Source organism: Streptomyces sp. PCS3-D2 (genome assembly GCF_000612545.2).
In the GTDB taxonomy this organism is placed as follows: Bacteria; Actinomycetota; Actinomycetes; order Streptomycetales; family Streptomycetaceae; genus Streptomyces.
Genome location: NZ_CP097800.1, coordinates 5636777 through 5652299, shown reverse-complemented (window position 1 = coordinate 5652299; position 15523 = coordinate 5636777). Strand labels below are relative to the sequence as shown.

The window sequence follows — 15523 nt, the reverse complement described above, 5'->3', positions numbered from 1 at the left end:
ACCAGTCCCGGCGCCCCGGCCTAGGCCGTGTCCGCGGCGTTCTCGGCGGCCAGTTCGCGCACCGCGTCGGCGAATGCTTCACCGCGCTTGTTGTAGTTCGCGAACATGTCCATCGAGGCGCAGGCCGGTGCCAGCAGGACCGTGTCACCCGGCTCGGCGAGCGCGGCCGCCTCCCGGACCGCTGCGAGCATCGCCCCAGTGTCGGTCCGGTCGAGGTCGACGACCGGGACCTCGGGGGCGTGTCGCGCCAGTGCCTCGGCGATCAACGCCCGGTCGGCGCCGATCAGGACGGCACCGCGCATCCGCTCGGCCGACTTCTGCACGAGCTCGTCGAAGGTCGCCCCCTTGGCGAGGCCGCCGGCGATCCAGACGACCTTGTCGAAGGAGGCCAGGGAGGCCTCCGCCGCGTGGGTGTTGGTGGCCTTGGAGTCGTCGACGTAGACGACCGAGGCGACCTCGTCCACCCGGGCGACCCGGTGGGCGTCCGGACGGAAGTCGCGCAGCCCGTCGCGGACCGCGCGCGGCTCCACTCCGAAGGCCCGGGCCAGGGCCGCCGCCGCGAGCGCGTTGGCGATGTTGTGCGGGGCCGGCGGGTTGACGTCCTTGACCTCGGCGAGCTCCTGGGCGTTCTTCTGGCGGTTCTCCACGAAGGCCCGGTCGACGAGGATGCCGTCGACGACGCCGAGCATGGAGGGGCCTGGGGCGCCGAGGGTGAAGCCGATCGCCCGGCATCCCTCCTCGACGTCGGCCTCGACGACCAGGTCCTCGGTGGCCTTGTCGGCCACGTTGTAGACGCAAGCGACCGTGTTGCCCTCGTAGATGCGGCCCTTGTCGGCGGCGTACGCCTGCATCGAGCCGTGCCAGTCGAGGTGGTCGGGGGCCAGGTTGAGGACGGCCGCCGAGTGGACGCGCAGCGAGGGCGCCCAGTGCAGCTGGTAGCTGGAGAGTTCGACGGCGAGGACGTCGTAGCGCTGCTCGCCGAGCACCACGTCGATGATCGGGGTACCGATGTTGCCGACGGCGGCGGTGCGCAGTCCGGCGGCCTTCAGGATGGACGCCAGCATCTGCGTGGTGGTCGTCTTGCCGTTGGTCCCGGTGACGGCGAGCCATGCGGCGGGCTCGCCCGGGCCGGCGCCGACCCCATCGCCGGCACCCTCGTCGGCGGCCCCGCGGGCGGCGCGGAGTTCCGCGCCGGCCTCGCGCAGTCGCCAGGCGACCTCGACGTCGCCGACGACGTCGACGCCCGCCTCGGCGGCGGCCAGGAAGAGCGGGCTGTGCGGCGGCCAACCGGGCGAGGTGACGACCAGTTCGGTGTCCTCGGGCAGGGTCTCGCCGGCGCGCGCGCCGTCGGGCAGGTGACCGAGGCGGACCTCGATGCCGAGCTCCGCGAGCTCGGCCGCCCTGGCCCGGTGTGCGTCGCCGTCGCCGTTGTCGACGACGGTGACGCGGGCACCCAGCCCGGCCAGTGCCCGGGCGGCGCTGATGCCGCTGACACCGAGGCCGGCCACGGTGATCCGGCCCGGCAGGCCGAACCGGCCCAGGGCGTCGGGGCCGAGCAGGCCGGCCAGGTCGGAGGCGCTCACTTGTCGGCTGCCCATCCCGCGTAGAAGAGACCGAGACCCACGATCACGCACATGCCCTGGATGATCCAGAAACGGACCACGACGAGGACCTCGGACCAGCCCTTGAGTTCGAAGTGGTGCTGCAGCGGAGCCATCCGGAAGACGCGCTTGCCGGTCAGCTTGAAGGAGCCGACCTGGATGACGACCGACATCGTGATGAGCACGAAGAGGCCGCCGAGGAGCGCCATCAGGAACTCCGTGCGGGAGCAGATGGCCAGACCCGCGAGCGCGCCGCCGAGGGCCAGAGAACCGGTGTCACCCATGAAGATCTTCGCGGGCGAGGTGTTCCACCACAGGAAGCCGAAGCAGGCGCCCATCAGCGCGGAGGCGACCACCGCGAGGTCGAGCGGGTCGCGCACCTCGAAGCAGGCGTTCGGGTTCGTGAGGTCGGCCGCCATCGCGCACGACTCCTGGAACTGCCATACGCCGATGAAGGTGTAGGCGCCGAAGACCATCACTGCGGCGCCGGTGGCCAGACCGTCCAGGCCGTCGGTGAGGTTCACGCCGTTGGACATGGCCAGGATCATGAACAGCGCCCAGACCACGAAGAGCACCGGGCCGATCGACCAGCCGAAGTCCGTGACGAACGACAGCTTGGTGGAGGCCGGGGTGAGTCCGCGCGAGTCCTTGAACTGGAGTGCGAGCACGGCGAAGGCGATGCCGACGATGAGTTGGCCGGCCATCTTGGCTTTGGCCCGCAGACCCAGCGAACGCCGCTTGACGATCTTGATGTAGTCGTCGAGGTACCCGACGAGGCCCATGCCGGCCATCAGGAACAGGACGAGCAGGCCCGAGAAGCTCGGCTCCTCACCGGTGATGACCTTCGTCAGCGCGTACGCGACGAGCGTGGCCAGGATGAAGGAGATGCCGCCCATGGTGGGCGTTCCCTTCTTCCCGGCGTGGCCGCGCGGACCGTCGTCGCGGATGAACTGGCCGTAACCCTTGCGGGCCAGCAGCTTGATCAGCAGCGGCGTGCCGATGACGGTCAGGAACATGCCGATGACACCGGCGAACAGGATCTGCCTCATCGGCCGGCGACCTCGCCCTCGACAGTGCCCTCAAGCAGGGCCTGCGCCACCCGCTCCAGACCGGCCGACCTGGAAGCCTTCACCAGCACGACGTCACCCGGGCGCAGTTCACTGCGCAACAGGTCGACCGCCGCCTGCGCGTCGGACACGAGCACCGACTCCTCACCCCACGAACCCTCGTTATATGCGCCCAGTTGCAGCCAGGAGGCTTCCCTGCCCCCGACCGCGACGAGCTTGCTCACGTTGAGCCGGACGACAAGTCGTCCAACCGCGTCGTGCTCGGCGAGAGCGTCGTCTCCGAGCTCGGCCATCGGGCCGAGCACCGCCCACGTGCGCCCCCCCTTCGCCCTGCCGGCACCGCCCATCGCGGCGAGCGCGCGCAGTGCGGCCCGCATGGACTCCGGGTTCGCGTTGTAGGCGTCGTTGACGATCGTCACACCGTCCGCCCGCTCGGTGACCTCCATCCGCCACCGGGACAGCGTGCCCGCCCCGGAGAGCGCGGTGGCGATCTCCTTGACGGACATGCCCAGTACATGGGCGACGGCGGCCGCGGCGAGCGCGTTCGACACGTGGTGCTCACCGTACAGCCGCAAGGTCACGTCGCTGCACCCGGTCGGTGTGTGCAGTGTGAAGGAAGGCTGTCCGGTGTCCGTCATCCGGACGTCGGTGGCCCGGATTTCGGCGTCGTCGGCCTCTCCGAACAGCACGGTGCGCGCCTTCGTGCGCGCGGCCATGGCACGAACGAGCAGGTCATCGGCGTTGAGGACGGCGACGCCGCCCTCCGCCTCGGCCGGCAGGGCCTCGACGAGCTCGCCCTTGGCCTGAGCGATCTGCTCCCGGCCGCCGAACTCGCCGATGTGCGCCGTGCCGACGTTGAGCACCAGGCCGATCCGAGGAGGCGTCAGTCCGGTGAGGTACCGGATGTGGCCGATGCCGCGGGCGCCCATCTCCAGGACGAGGTGCTGGGTGTCCTCGGTGACGCGCAGCGTCGTGATCGGCAGGCCGATCTCGTTGTTGAGGTTCCCGGGGGTCCACACGGTGGGCGCGTGCTGCTGGAGCACCTGCGCGATGAGGTCCTTGGTGGAGGTCTTTCCCGCGGACCCGGTGAGGGCCACGACATCGGTGCCCAGGCGGGCCACGACGGCCCGGGCGAGGGCCCCGAGGGCGGCCACCACGTCGGGGACGACGATCGCCGGGACACCCACCGGCCGGGTCGCGAGGACGCCCACGGCGCCGGCGGCGAGTGCGCCCTCGGCGTAGTCATGGCCGTCGACCCGCTCGCCGACGAAGGCCGCGAACAGGCTGCCCTGCCGGACCTCTCGGGAGTCGTAGACCACCGGACCGGTGACCCTGACGGACGGATCCGGTATGTCGTGGGGCCGCCCGCCGGTGATGTCGGCGATCTCGGCGAGGGAAAGGGCGATCACTGGTTCACCTCGGCCTGTCGGACCTGGGTCGTTCGATCGAGCACGCGTTGGCGTTCGATCGCGGCGCGGAGCACCGTGCGGTCGTCGAAGGGCCGGACGACCCCCGCGGTGTCCTGGCCCTGCTCGTGGCCCTTGCCGGCCACGAGCACGGTGTCGCCGGGCTCGGCGCGCGCGACGGCGGCGGCGATGGCCGCCGCACGGTCGGCGTCGACGAGGACGGTGCCGCGCTCCGCGGGCGGTACGGACACGGCTCCCCCGAACATCGCGGCGAGGATCGCGAGCGGGTCCTCGGAACGCGGGTTGTCGGAGGTCAGGACGGCCACGTCGGCGAACCGGGCGGCCGCGGCGCCCATCGGGGCGCGCTTGGTGGTGTCGCGGTCGCCGCCGCAGCCCAGCACGATGTGCAGCCTGCCGGTGGTGACTTCGCGCAGGGCGCGCAGGACCGACTCCACGGCGTCCGTCTTGTGCGCGTAGTCGACGACGGCGAGGTACGGCTGTCCCGCGTCCACCCGCTCCAGCCGGCCCGGGACTCCGGGGACCGCGGCGACGCCGTCGGCGGCGGTCTGCGGGTCGAGGCCGGCCGCGGCCAGCGTGACGATCGCGGCGACGGTGTTGGCGACGTTGAACGGGCCCGGCAGCGGGGCCTTGGCGCGCACGCGCTGCCCCTCGGGGCCGACCAGCGTGAGCGTGGAGTCCATGTGGCCGGTGACGACGTCCTCGGCGCGCCAGTCGGCGGCCGGGTCGCCCGCGACCGAGAAGGTGACGACCGGGACGGTGGCCTCCTTGGCGAGGCGGCGGCCGTACTCGTCGTCGAGGTTGACCACGCCCAGGCGGGACCGGCGGGGGGTGAAGAGCCCCGCCTTCGCCTGGAAGTAGTCCTCCATGTCGGTGTGGAACTCCATGTGCTCGGGGCTCAGGTTGTTGAAGACGGCGACGTCGAAGACGCAGCCGTCGACGCGGCCGAGTACCAGGGCGTGGCTGGAGACCTCCATGGCCACTGCCTCGACGCCGCGTTCGCGCATGACCGCGAAGAGCGCCTGGAGGTCGGTGGCTTCGGGGGTGGTCCGCTCGGACTTGATGCGCTCGTCTCCGATGCGCATCTCGACCGTGCCGACCAGTCCGGTGCTGCGGCCCGCCGCGCGCAGGCCGCCCTCGACGAGGTACGCCGTGGTGGTCTTGCCGGAGGTACCGGTGATGCCGATCCGGAGGAGGTCCTCGCCGGGGTGACCGTAGATCGCGGCGGCGAGCTCGCCCATCCGGCCGCGCGGATCGGCGACGACCAGCACCGGCAGGCCGGTGGCCGCGGCGCGCTCGGCGCCGGCGGGGTCGGTCAGCACGGCGGCGGCACCGAGGCCGGCGGCCTGCGCAGCGAAGTCGGCACCGTGGGTCCGGGCTCCCTGCAGGGCCGCGTACAGGTCTCCGGGGCGGATCGCACGGGAGTCGTGCGTGATCCCGGTGATCTGCGCAGCGCCTGGCGACGGGATGCCCAGCAGCGCGGCCAACTCGCCCAGCGGGCTCGGAGCGGCGGACGCGGGCCTGGGCGCTCCCGGCGGCGCTGCCGGGGCGTCTTGCTGGGTGGTTCTGGGCTGATCAGCGTGGGGCACGGCGGTGAGCGTACCGGGCTCGGCGGCCGGGCCGCGAAGCGAGGGGCCGGGCTCTGCTCCGACGGCCGGTCGGTTCCCGGGTTTCGGGGTGATCGTTGTCACTGATGGTGCCTCACGCTTTTCTGGCGGGCAGGCCGCGGCCGTGGGTCACTGGCCGGTCTGCGGGGCGGGCTGCGGAGCGGGCTGCTGGGCGGGCTGCGGGCCGGGCTCATAGGTGACCGGGAGCCCTGCGGGGGCGGTGCCGGTGGGGGCGACCTGGAGGGTCTTGAGGGCGAACTCCATGACCTTCTTGTAGATGGGGCCGCAGATCTGGCCGCCGAAGTAGCTGCCCTTCGTGGGGTTCTGGATCGCGCAGTAGACGGTGATGCGCGGATTGTCCGCCGGAGCGAAACCGGCGAAGGAGGCGGTGTAGCCCTTGTAGCGGCCGGTGGCCGGATCCACCCGGTTGGACGTGCCGGTCTTGCCGCCGACCCGGTAGCCCGGGATCTTCGCCTTGGTTCCGGTGCCCTCCTGGTCGTCGACGACGGATTCGAGCATCTCTGCGAGGGTCTTCGCGGTCTCCTTGCTGATCACACGGTTCTGCTCGGGCGCCGGGGCCGGGGTGAAGCGGCCGTCGGGGCCCTTGGTGCCGCGGACCAGCGTCGGTGCGATGCGGACCCCGCCGTTGGCGATGGTCGAGTACACGGAGGCCGCCTGCATGGCGTTGAGGGAGAGTCCCTGGCCGAAAGGGATCGTGTACTGCTGCGAGGTGGACCAGTCCTGGGGATCGGCGAGGATGCCGCGGGACTCGCCCGGGTAGTTCAGGCCGGTGGGCCGGCCGATGCCGAAGTCGGTCAGGTAGGAGTGCAGGACCCGGTTGGCATCGGGCTGGGTGGGACCGAGCTGGCCCGTGGCCAGGATGGTGCCGATGTTGGAGGACTTGGCGAGGACCCCGTTGAGGGTCAGGTACCAGGTCGGGTGGTCGACGTCGTCCTTGAACAGCCGGTCGCCGCGGTGCAGGCGGTTGGGGACCTCGACGCGGGTGTCGGGGGTCGCCTTCTTCTCCTCCAGCACGGCGGCCATCGACATCACCTTGGCGGTGGAGCCGGGCTCGTAGACGTCCTGGAGGGCGGCGTTGCCCATGGCGGCGGAGCTGGCCCGGGTCAGGTCGTTGGGGTCGAAGCCCGGGGCGTTGGCCATGGCCAGCACCTCGCCGGTGCGGGTGTCCTGGACGATGACGTAGCCGCGGTCGGCCTCGGACTTCTGGACCTGCTCGGCGATGGCGCTCTGCGCCGCCCACTGGATGTCCCGGTCGATGGTCAGCTCGATGTCGTCGCCGGGCACGGCGGGCTTCTCGCTGGAGCCGGCGGTGGGCACCTTGCGGCCGCCGGACTGGGCGTAGGTGATCTCCCCGTCCCTGCCGGCCAGCTTCTTGTCGAGGGCGGACTCCAGCCCGCCGGCGCCCTTGCCCTCGGCGTTGACGTAGCCCAGTATCCCGGCGGCGAGGTCCCCGCCCGGATACACGCGCTTGCTGCTGTCCTCCTTGAACACCCCGGCCAGGACGTTGGCGCCGGGGGCGTTGTTCTTCTTGTCCGCGGACGCCTTCTCCGAGAAGACCCGCTTGAGGTCCTTGATCTGGTTCCAGACCTGCGGGGTCTGGCGCTGGGCGAGGACCACGTACCGGCTGTTCCTGGTGCTGAGCTTGTCCGCGAGCTCCTTGGCGTCCTTGCCGAGGATGGGCGCGAGGAGGGCCGCGGCCTGCTCGGGGGCGTCGGGGGCCTTGCTGTCCTGCGGGGTGAACATCTTCGGGTCGGCGGTGATGTCGTACGCGTCGACGCTGGTGGCGAGGGCGACGCCCCTGCGGTCGGTGATCTCGCCGCGCTCGGCGGCCAGTTTGACCTTGGTGTAGCGGTTCTTGGAGGCCGCGGCGGAGAACGCCGGGGCGTCGACGGCCTGCACCTGGAGCAGCCGTACGACGAAGGCGAGCATGACGAGGGTCAGGCCGACGCCGACCAGGCGCAGCCGGGGCCGGGGGCTGCCGAGCCGGATGGTGTGCGGCGTGCGGGGGCCGGCGGGGCGGCGGGTCGCCGGACGCGAGGCCGGGCGGGCGGTGGACCGGGCCCGGTCGCCGGGCCGCGACGGCCTGGCCGGGCCGGGCACCCGCCGCCGCGGCGGCTCCGGCGGGCTCACCCGGCCACCGTCCGCGCCTCGAACGCCGGCGCTGCCGGTTCAGACGGGATCCGCGTCACGACGTCACCTTCCAGGGGTCTGGCTGGGCTGCGGGTTGCCGGTGGGGGCGGGCTGGGCCGGGGAGGCGGCGTGGGCCGGGGACGGGCCCGGCCCGGTCGGCGCGGCCGGCACGTTCGGCGCGGTCGTAGGCGCCGCAGTGGGCGTGGGCGTGGGCGTCGGTGAGGGTGGCGCCTCGGCCACAGAGACGCTGCCGGAGACCTTCCCGTCCGGGCCGATGAAGACGGGGCTGCCGCCGGGTACCAGGCCCAGCTCCCGGGCGCGGCGCTGGAGGGCGTCGGGGGCCGAGTAGGCGTCCACGTCGCGCTGGAGGGCCTGCTCCTCGTCGGTGAGGGCGGTGGTCTCCTTCTTCAGCCGGCTCAGCTGGAAGGAGCCCTCGTTGAGCGCCGAGTTCAGCAGCAGCAGGCTGATCAGGCCGCCCGCGAGCAGGGCCACGACCAGCAGGACGAACGGCATCCGCGCCGCCTGCCCGCCGGGCCGCGGCCGGGCCGGGCGGGCGCCGAGGGCCCGCCCGATGCGGGCCGCCTGGCCGCGGGTCAGCGTGGCGACCTTCCCGGCCCTGCTCACAGTCGCGCCTCCCGGATGCGCTCGACCCCCCGGAACCTCGCCGGGGCGGCCCGCCGGTTCTCGGCGATCTCCTCCTCGGTCGGCAGCTCCGCGCCGCGGGTGAGCAGTTTGAGCTTCGGCTGGTACTTCTCCGGCACCACCGGCAGCCCGGGCGGGGCGGTGGAGGCCGCTCCCGCCGAGAAGACCTGCTTGACCAGGCGGTCCTCCAGGGAGTGGTACGAGAGCACCGCGATCCGGCCGCCGACCGCGATGCGGTCCACCGCCGCCGGGATGGCCCGCTCCAGGCCGGAGAGCTCGCCGTTGACCTCGATCCGCAGTGCCTGGAAGGTGCGCTTGGCCGGATTGCCGCCGGTCCGCTTGGCGGCCTGGGGCAGGGCGTCGCGGATGAGCTCGACCAGCCGGGCGCTGTTGCTGAAGGGGGCCTTCTCGCGCTCGCGGACGATCGCGGACACGATCCGCTTGGCCTGCTTCTCCTCCCCGTACTGGCGCAGGATCCGCACGAGCTCGCCCGGCGCATAGGTGTTGAGGACCTCGGCGGCGCTGATGCCCGTCGTCTGGTCCATGCGCATGTCCAGCGGGGCGTCCTGCGCGTACGCGAACCCGCGGTCGGCCTCGTCCAGCTGCATGGAGGAGACGCCGAGGTCGAACAGGATGCCCTGGACCGCCGGGAGGCCCAGGCCGTCGAGCACCTCGGCGAGGTCCGCGTAGATCGCGTGTACGAGGGTGGCGCGGTCACCGAAGGGGGCGAGCCGCTCGCCGGAGAGCCGCAGGGCCTCCTTGTCGCGGTCGAGGCCGATCAGGCGGGCCTCGGGGAACCGGGTCAGCAGGGCCTCGCTGTGGCCGCCGAGGCCGAGGGTGCAGTCGACGACGACGGCCCCCGGCCTCTCCAGCGCCGGGGCCAACAGGTCCAGGCACCGCTGGAGCATCACCGGGACATGTCGGGACTCGCTAGTCAAAGCGCCCTCTCAGATAACGGCGCGGCAGGTGTACGCACCGCCCGCTCCCCCGGCCGGTGAGCGGAAGAGGGCCGGGCCGGACGTACGCGCCGCGCACGCGGAGTCTTCATCGGTGGCCGGGAGGCCGGTCAGGGCCGGGCTCCGGCCGGTTCGCGTCACTTTAGTGCAACGGTCGCCGCGGTCAACGAACCGGCCCGCGCGCCGTACGCGCCCTCTCGGACCGAAGCCGCCCGGGCCGGCGAACCACCCGGACGGCCGCCCCCCGCCCACCCCTGTGGGTTAGCTCACACAAGCCCCGTTGACGTTCTTTGTCCGCCCTCACCACCGGACTGCGCCGCCCGTGACCACTAACGTCGTACCCATGACGACTTCCGCATCCCTGCCTGCAGACTCCGCACCCGAGGCATCCGTCGGCGGATCCGTCACCGACCGGCTGGTCGAGGCGAACCAGCGCTACGCGGCCACGTTCGCCGATCCGGGCATGGATGCCCGCCCGGTCCTCCACGTCGCCATCGTGGCCTGCATGGACGCCCGCCTCGACCTGCACGCCGCACTCGGCCTGGAGCTCGGCGACTGCCACACCATCCGCAACGCGGGCGGCGTGGTCACCGACGACACCATCCGCTCCCTCACCATCAGCCAGCGGGCCCTCGGCACGCGCACGGTGATACTGATCCACCACACCGGCTGCGGCCTGGAACGTCTGACCGAGGACTTCCGCCACGAGCTGGAGGACGAGGTCGGCCAGCGTCCCGCCTGGGCCGTCGAGGCATTCCGCGACGTCGACCAGGACGTCCGCCAGTCCATGCAGCGCGTCCGCACGAACCCCTTCCTGCCCCACAAGGACGATGTGCGAGGCTTCGTCTTCGACGTGCACACCGGGCTCCTCCGGGAGATCGATCCCAGCTCCTGAGTGACACAGGGCCGCAACGGCGTCAAGAATGCGGGGAGGCACCACCCGGAAGACCCCGGGTCCGGTGTCCGTGTTTCGGGGTGGGCCGGTCATGCGCGTAGAGCGTCGGCCCTGAGCAATGGGCCGAGGAGTACCAGGTGACGACGTACGACGACCGAGCGAGCCTCGCGGATCTGACCAGCACGGCGGAGCGGGTCCGCCAGTCGGTCGAGAGCGTGATCGAGGGCAAGCCCGAGGTCGTCCGCCTCGCGCTGACCGTGCTCCTCGCCGAGGGGCATCTGCTGATCGAGGACGTTCCGGGCGTCGGCAAGACGATGCTCGCGAAGACGCTGGCCAAGTCCATCGACTGCTCGGTGCAGCGCATCCAGTTCACGCCGGACCTGCTGCCCTCCGACATCACGGGCGTCAGCATCTACGACCAGCAGCGCCGCGAGTTCGAGTTCAAGCCCGGCGCGATCTTCGCGCAGATCGTCATCGGCGACGAGATCAACCGCGCCTCGCCGAAGACGCAATCGGCACTGCTGGAGTCGATGGAGGAACGCCAGGTCACCATCGACGGCACCACCTACACGCTGCCGAGCCCCTTCATGGTCGTCGCCACCCAGAACCCGGTGGAGATGGACGGCACCTACCCGCTGCCCGAAGCCCAGCGCGACCGCTTCATGGCCCGCGTCTCCGTCGGCTACCCGAGCCCGGAAGCCGAACTCCAGATGCTCGACGTGCACGGCGCGGTCAACCCCCTCGACGACCTCCAGGCCGCCGCGCACGCCCACGACATCGTCAAACTGATAGAGGCCGTGCGCGAGGTCTACGTCGCCGAGCCGGTCCGGCGCTACGTCGTCGACCTGGTCTCCGCCACCCGCAGCCACCCCGACCTGCGGCTGGGCGCCTCGCCCCGGGCCACCCTGCACCTCCTGCGCGCCGTAAAGGCCTCCGCCGCGCTCGCCGGCCGGGACTACGTCCTGCCCGACGACGTCCAGTCGCTGGCCGCGCCGGTCCTCGCGCACCGGTTGCTGCCCACCGCGCAGGCGCAGTTGAACCGGCGTACCAGCGAGCAGGTCGTCGGCGAGATCCTGCAGCGCACCCCCGTCCCGGCCGCGCACACCCGCGGCGAGATGCCGCCCGGCGCCGGCGCCCGGAGCTTCTGATGGGTGCCGGTGCCCCCCGCGGCGCCGGCGGCCCGGGAGGCGGCGGGCTGCGCGCCTCGCTGTCCGGGCTGACCACCCGCGGCCGCTCCTTCGTGGCCGCCGGGGTCGCCGCGGCCGCCTGCGCCTACGTCCTCGGCCAGGGCGCGCTGCTGCGCGTCGGCCTGCTGCTCGCGCTCCTGCCGCTGATCTGCGTCTACGCCCTGCACCGCACCCGGCACCGGGTCTCCGGCAGCCGCCGGCTGACCCCCGGGCGGGTGCCCGCGGGAGCCGAGGCCCGGGTGCAGCTGCGCATGGACAACGTCTCCCGGCTGCCCACCGGCCTGCTGATGCTCCAGGACCGGGTCCCGTACGTGTTGGGGCCGCGCCCGCGGTTCGTGCTGGACCGGGTCGAGCCCGGCGGCCGCCGTGAGGTGTCCTACCGGGTCCGCTCCGACCTGCGCGGCCGCTACCCCCTGGGTCCCCTCCAGCTGCGGCTGACCGACCCCTTCGGTCTGGTCGAGCTGACCCGCTCGTTCAGCACCTACGACACCCTCACCGTCATCCCGCGCACCGAACCCCTGCCGCCGGTCCGGCTGACCGGGGAGTCCAACGGCTACGGCGACGGCAGCCGCCGCTCCCTGGCCCTGGCCGGCGAGGACGACGTGATCCCGCGCGGCTACCGGCGCGGCGACGACCTGCGCCGCGTGCATTGGCGCTCCACCGCCCGCTACGGCGAGCTGATGGTCCGCCGCGAGGAACAGCCCCGGCGCATCAAGGCCACCGTCCTGCTCGACACCCGGCGCCTCGCCTTCGACGGCGCGGGCCCCGACTCCGCCTTCGAATGGGCCGTCTCCGCCGCCGCCTCCAGCCTCGTGCACCTCCTGGAGCAGGGCTTCTCCGCCCGGCTGCTGACCGACACCGGCGACGCCGTGCCCGGCCAGGGCGGCGGCGGGTTCTCCGCCGGCGGGCAGGAGTCCGCGGAGGCCGCCGGGCTGATGATGGACACCCTCGCCGTGGTCGGGCACTCCGACGGCGCCGGGCTCTCCCGGGCCTACGACGCGGTGCGCGGCACCGACGGCTTCGGTGAGGGCGGCGGCGACGGGCTCCTCATCGCCTTCTTCGGCGACCTGGACGACGTACAGACCGAGCTGGCGGCCACCATGCGCCAGCGCACCTCGGGCGCGGTGGCCTTCGTGCTGGACACCGAGACCTGGGGCGGCAGGCCCGCGCCCGGGCACCACGTGGTCCCGCTCCAGGAGCGGCTGCGCAGGCTGCGCGACGCGGGCTGGACGGCTCTGGCCGCCACCCCGGGGGCGGCCTTCGGTGAACTGTGGCGGCAGATCGGGACCGCGCGCGTCGGTACCGGAACGAGCGGAGGCCGGCCATGAGCGGACGGGCGAAACTGACGGTGTTCGCGGCACTCGCGACGCTGCTCACCTCGTGGTCGCTGAGCCCGCTGGTGGAATCGCAGGCCTGGCTGCTCCAGGCCGCGCTGCTGCTGACCGTGCAGAGCGCGGTGGGAGCGGGGGCCCGGCGGGTGCCGCTGGCCCGGTCGCTGACCGTGGCAGCACAGCTGCTCGTGTCGCTGCTGCTGCTCGCTCTGCTCTTCGCCGGCAAGGTCGAGTCCGCCGGCAGCGGCCCGCTGGCCTATTTCGTGACGGACTTCGGCTCGCTGTTCGCCCAGGGCGTCCACGACGTGGGCGAGTACGCGATACCGGCCCCGCTGACGGACGGCATCCAGCTGCTGCTGGTGTCCGGGGTCCTGCTGATCGGCCTGCTGGTGGACCTGCTGGCGGTGACCGCGCGCACGGCCGCCGCGGCCGGACTGCCGCTGCTCGCGCTGTACTCGGTCGCCGCGGGCCTGTCGGGTGGCGGGGACGCCTCCTGGTTCGCCTTCCTGCTGGCGGGCTGCGGGTACCTGATGCTGCTGCTCTCCGAGGGCCGTGACCGGCTCGCCCAGTGGGGGCGGGTGTTCGGCTCGGCACCGCGCGGACGCGGAGCGGCCGACTCGGGCATCAGCAGCGGCGGCGTGCAGGCGACGGCCCCGGTGCGGTTCGGCCGGCGGATCGGCGCCCTGGCCCTGGGTGTGGCGCTGGTGGTGCCGGCGGCGCTGCCCGGCCTCGACGACGGTCTGCTGGGCGGTCCGAAGGACGGCGCCGGGTCGGGCGGCTCGGGCGGCACGATCTCGGCGGTCAACCCGCTGGTCTCCCTGCAGAGCAACCTCAACACGCAGGACAACCGCGTGATGCTCCGCTACCGGACGGACAGTCCGCAGCAGAGCGAGCAGTACCTGCGCATCATCGCCCTGGACGAGTTCAACGGCGCCAGGTGGGAGGCGTCCGGCCGGGCCCTGACCGACGTCCCGCAGCAGATGCCGCCCCCGCCCGGTCTCGCTGACGAGGTCCGCGTCGGCGCGAGCGAGGTGACCACGAACATCACGGCGTCGGACGGCTACGGCCAGCGCTACCTCCCCATGCCGTACCCGGCGACCGCGGTGGAGATCGGCGGGAAGTGGCGGTTCGAGCCGGTCGGCCGCACGCTGGTCGGCGACCAGCTGGGCCGGGACCGGTACCAGACCGTCCAGGGCGCCGAGTACCGGGTGCGCAGCCTGCTGCTGAAGCCGACCGCGCAGCAGCTCCAGGAGGCCCCGGCGCCGGATCCGGCGATACGGGAGGAGTACACGAAGACCCCGGACAGCCTCCCGGCGGTGGTCGCCGACACGGCCCGCCAGGTGACGCAGGGGGCGGAGGACGACTACTCGCGCGCGGTGAAGCTCCAGGACTTCTTCGCCGTGAGCGGTGGGTTCCGCTACGACACGCAGACCACCTCGGGGACGGGGCCCCAGGCCGTCGCCCGGTTCCTCGCCGACAAGGAGGGCTTCTGCATCCACTTCGCCTTCTCGATGGCGGCGATGTCCCGCACGCTGGGCATCCCGGCCCGGGTCGCGGTGGGCTTCACCCCCGGCACGAAGCAGTCGGACGGCACCGTGAACGTGTCGATGCGGGACGCGCACGCCTGGCCCGAGCTGTACTTCCAGGGCGTGGGCTGGACCCGATTCGAGCCGACCCCCCGGTCGGGCCTCAACGTGCCGGACTACTCCCGTGTCGAGGCCCCGGCGGCCCAGCCGTCCGCGCCGGCGCCGCTGCCCTCGCAGGGCGCGGCGCAGCCCGCGCCGGCACCCTCGGCGTCCGTCGAGTGTCCGCCGGTGCTGAAGAAGCTGGGCGAGTGCGGACCGACCGCCCCGCAGCAGAGCGCGGCCTCCGACGACGGGCCGGCGCTGACGGCGGTCCTCGGCTGGCTGGCGGTCGTCCTCGCGGTGTTGGGACTGCCCCTGCTGCCGTCGCTGTGGCGCCGCCGACTGCGGGCCCGCCGACTGGGAACCGGGGAGGTCCTGGCGGCCTGGCGTGAACTGGGGGACACCGCCTGGGACGTGGGCGTGGTCCCGGACGAGGCGCTGTCCCCGCGCCGGGCGGCGAGCCGGGTGGTGGATCTGGGCGGCCTGGATCCGGACGCCGCGGCGGCGGTGCACCGGGTGGCGGGCGCTGTGGAACGGGCTCTGTACGCGCCGCCGGGCGCGGAGGTCTCGTACCCGGGCCTGGCGGACGACGTACTGGCAGCACGGGCGGGCCTGCTGGCCGCGGCGGGTCGCCCGGCCCGGCTGCGCGCCCTGGTGCTGCCGCGCTCGGCGGCCCGGATCTCCTGGGCGGTCTCGGCCCGCCGGTCGGCCCTGGCCTCGGCGGTCTCGGCCCGCCTGGCGTCCCTGCGCCTCCCGCTGTGGGTCCGCGGCGGGGGCGTGTTGCGCAAGTAGCGCCGTCCGCCCCGGGGCCGGGCGCGCGGCGTCGGGCCCGGCTCCTTGCAGCCCGTCAGGGGACGATCCCGGCGGCATCCGGAGCGTGCGGCGGGGCGGGGCGAGCGGGGCGGAGTTCCCGCGACGGCGCCGGACCCTGCCGAACCCGGGTACGCGAGAACGCGGCGAGGCCCGATCCCCCCGGGCCCCGCCGCGTCCGCGCCTTTCCCACCGGGTCCCCGTACCTCCGCCCGGTTGCGGACGGA

11 protein-coding genes are annotated in these 15523 nt (G+C 73.2%); 4 read left to right on the top strand and 7 right to left on the bottom strand.

The features are described from left to right. Positions 1-20: 20 nt before the first annotated feature. The 7 genes from murD to rsmH form a co-directional block, all read right to left on the bottom strand. Entirely contained in the window at positions 21-1598 is a 1578-nt protein-coding gene (murD, locus tag AW27_RS25130) for a UDP-N-acetylmuramoyl-L-alanine--D-glutamate ligase (protein WP_236647803.1), read from the bottom strand. Next, entirely contained in the window at positions 1580-2650 is a 1071-nt protein-coding gene (gene mraY, locus AW27_RS25125) for a phospho-N-acetylmuramoyl-pentapeptide-transferase (protein ID WP_037926887.1), read from the bottom strand. Before mraY ends, murD begins: the two co-directional genes overlap by 19 nt. Then, complete coding sequence (locus tag AW27_RS25120) at positions 2647-4077, bottom strand: UDP-N-acetylmuramoyl-tripeptide--D-alanyl-D-alanine ligase (RefSeq protein ID WP_037926889.1); 1431 nt, start codon at positions 4075-4077, stop codon at positions 2647-2649. Before AW27_RS25120 ends, mraY begins: the two co-directional genes overlap by 4 nt. After that, the gene (locus AW27_RS25115; RefSeq protein WP_037926900.1) at positions 4074-5783 is read right to left on the bottom strand and encodes a UDP-N-acetylmuramoyl-L-alanyl-D-glutamate--2,6-diaminopimelate ligase; all 1710 of its coding nucleotides are present in this window, start codon (positions 5781-5783) and stop codon (positions 4074-4076) included. Before AW27_RS25115 ends, AW27_RS25120 begins: the two co-directional genes overlap by 4 nt. 45 nt (positions 5784-5828) lie before the next feature. Continuing rightward, complete coding sequence (locus AW27_RS25110; protein WP_106967670.1) at positions 5829-7850, bottom strand: peptidoglycan D,D-transpeptidase FtsI family protein; 2022 nt, start codon at positions 7848-7850, stop codon at positions 5829-5831. A 63-nt stretch (positions 7851-7913) separates the two neighbouring features. Further along, positions 7914-8474 (bottom strand): cell division protein FtsL, encoded by a 561-nt coding sequence (gene ftsL, locus AW27_RS25105; RefSeq protein WP_037926902.1) that lies wholly within the window; start codon positions 8472-8474, stop codon positions 7914-7916. Further along, a complete protein-coding gene (gene rsmH / locus AW27_RS25100) occupies positions 8471-9430 on the bottom strand; it encodes a 16S rRNA (cytosine(1402)-N(4))-methyltransferase RsmH (RefSeq protein WP_078556936.1) in 960 nt (319 codons plus the stop codon). The genes ftsL and rsmH overlap by 4 nt, the downstream gene beginning before the upstream one ends. Positions 9431-9728: 298 nt before the next feature. Between rsmH and AW27_RS25095 the strand changes: the two genes are divergently transcribed. The 4 genes from AW27_RS25095 (at position 9729) to AW27_RS25080 (ending at position 15278) form a co-directional block, all read left to right on the top strand. After that, positions 9729-10343 carry a beta-class carbonic anhydrase gene (locus AW27_RS25095; protein WP_078556938.1) on the top strand — a complete coding sequence of 205 codons (615 nt, stop codon included), beginning with the start codon at positions 9729-9731 and terminating at the stop codon, positions 10341-10343. 137 nt (positions 10344-10480) lie between these two features. After that, complete coding sequence (locus AW27_RS25090) at positions 10481-11491, top strand: AAA family ATPase (RefSeq protein WP_037926908.1); 1011 nt, start codon at positions 10481-10483, stop codon at positions 11489-11491. Then, positions 11491-12858 (top strand): DUF58 domain-containing protein, encoded by a 1368-nt coding sequence (locus tag AW27_RS25085; RefSeq protein WP_037926910.1) that lies wholly within the window; start codon positions 11491-11493, stop codon positions 12856-12858. The genes AW27_RS25090 and AW27_RS25085 overlap by 1 nt, the downstream gene beginning before the upstream one ends. Next, entirely contained in the window at positions 12855-15278 is a 2424-nt protein-coding gene (locus AW27_RS25080) for a transglutaminase TgpA family protein (RefSeq protein ID WP_052031199.1), read from the top strand. Before AW27_RS25085 ends, AW27_RS25080 begins: the two co-directional genes overlap by 4 nt. Positions 15279-15523 lie beyond the last annotated feature (245 nt).